1 protein-coding gene and 1 riboswitch are annotated in these 1872 nt (G+C 42.4%); the gene reads left to right on the forward strand.

Annotated elements, in window-relative coordinates; genetic code table 11:
• The first annotated feature begins 205 nt into the window (after positions 1 to 205).
• Positions 206 to 388: riboswitch (Lysine riboswitch) on the forward strand.
• 114 nt (positions 389 to 502) lie between these two features.
• The gene (gene lysA, locus HMPREF0519_RS08390) at positions 503 to 1810 is read left to right on the forward strand and encodes a diaminopimelate decarboxylase (protein WP_003635444.1); all 1308 of its coding nucleotides are present in this window, start codon (positions 503 to 505) and stop codon (positions 1808 to 1810) included.
• Positions 1811 to 1872 lie beyond the last annotated feature (62 nt).

A 1872-nucleotide genomic window follows, 5' to 3' on the forward strand; every position in this document is an offset into this window, starting at 1 on the left:
TAATATTGGAAAGTGATTGATGAGTAATTTTTTCTGAAAAATGACGAGATAAGTGTATAATGCTTATTGTAATTAGTTCATTAGTTGCTTAAATTTATCATTTTGTTTATCTTTACGACTTTCATTGCTGTGTTAGAAATTGATTTGTGCAAATTTACATTAAAAGGTTGACGGATGATGAGAAGCATTATAAACTGATTAGTAAATAATCATTAGAGGTTGCAACCAACAAGAGTAATTAGTGGAGTTCCTGCTTGAACTTTGAAGCTAATGAAAGGGGCGGTTGCCGAAGCACCAAGGGAAGCAGGCCTTGGCGCGCTGGGACTTAGCTTAAGAGGCTATGGACTGTCGCAGCGAAAATCGTCAGCTGCGGGGCGCTAACGACGACAAAATTGATAAAGAATATTAGAGCACTTAAAATTCTGAATCTCTTTGTTTAGTTAGCCACTGAACAAAGAGATTTTTTTGTACCCTTTTTGAAGATGAGTTGGAGGAAATTTAAATGAGTAGTGATATCAGTCAAATTCAGATTAATCAAGCCGGACATTTGGAAATCGGTGGTGCAGATGCACTTGATCTTGTCAAAAAATACAAAACCCCACTGGTTGTCTATGATGTATCGTCCATCAGAAATCAAATCCATCATTTTCAAAAGGTGTTTGAAGACAATCATGTGGATTATGCAGTTAGTTACGCAAGCAAAGCATTTGCCTGCATTGCGATGTTCCAACTGGTCAATCAGGAAAATGCACATATCGACGTTGTTTCCGGAGGCGAATTATATACCGCTATTAAAGCGGGCTTTCCAATGGATCATGTCAGCTTTCACGGTAATAACAAGTCCGTTGAAGAATTGGAAATGGCTGTTGACCACCAAATCGGGGTTATTATCTTGGATAATTTCCATGAAATTGCTTTGCTAAAGCAGATTTTGAAAGATAAAGATGCCCACATTAATGTGATGTTGCGAGTAACGCCAGGCGTCTCTGCCCACACTCATGAATATGATCAAACCGGTCAGACAGATAGCAAATTCGGCTTTGATCTGCAAAGTGGTCAGGCTCGTAAGGCCTTGGATGAAGTATTGGCTGACCAACGGATGACAATGCTCGGCATTCACGCCCATATTGGTTCACAGATTTTTGAAGTAAAGGGATTTGAACTGGCTGCCACAAAGTTGATTGATACACTCGGTCAGTGGCACAAGGAAATCGGGTATGTGGCAAAAGTTGTTAATGTCGGCGGTGGGTTTGGTATCCGCTATACCGAAAAAGATGATCCGATTGCACCGGAAATGTTTGTTGATGCGATTGTTAAAGCAATTAAGAAGCGGGCCAGGGAGTTGGCACTTCCAATGCCGGCTGTCTGGATTGAACCGGGCCGGTCAATTGCAGGTCCTGCAGGCTACAATCTTTATACTGTCGGCAGTCGAAAAGACGTTCCGGGCATTCGCTCGTATGTCACGGTTGACGGTGGCATGGGCGATAATATTCGGCCAGCCCTTTATCAAGCTGAATATGATGCAGTTTTGGCTAATGATCCCAAGGCACCGGCTAAAGAGACGGTACGGGTAGCCGGCAAGTATTGTGAGTCCGGTGATATTTTAATTCAAAAGCAGGCGTTGCCTCAGACCAAGCCGGGAGATGTTTTGGCAATGCTGGCTACCGGTGCATATGGATATGCGATGGCTTCCAATTATAATCGAAATCCAAGACCAGCCGTTATTTTTGTTGAAAATGGTCAAGATAATTTGGCGATTCGTCGAGAAACGTTTGAAGATCTGATTCGACTTGATCAACCACTTGAATAAGGTAAGTGTGCGGAGCAAAGCGGTTAGCGTTCGGAGTGTAAGAGATTCATTTCGGAAATCTC

It is taken from the genome of Lentilactobacillus hilgardii DSM 20176 = ATCC 8290 (genome assembly GCF_000159315.1).
In the GTDB taxonomy this organism is placed as follows: domain Bacteria; phylum Bacillota; class Bacilli; order Lactobacillales; family Lactobacillaceae; genus Lentilactobacillus; species Lentilactobacillus hilgardii.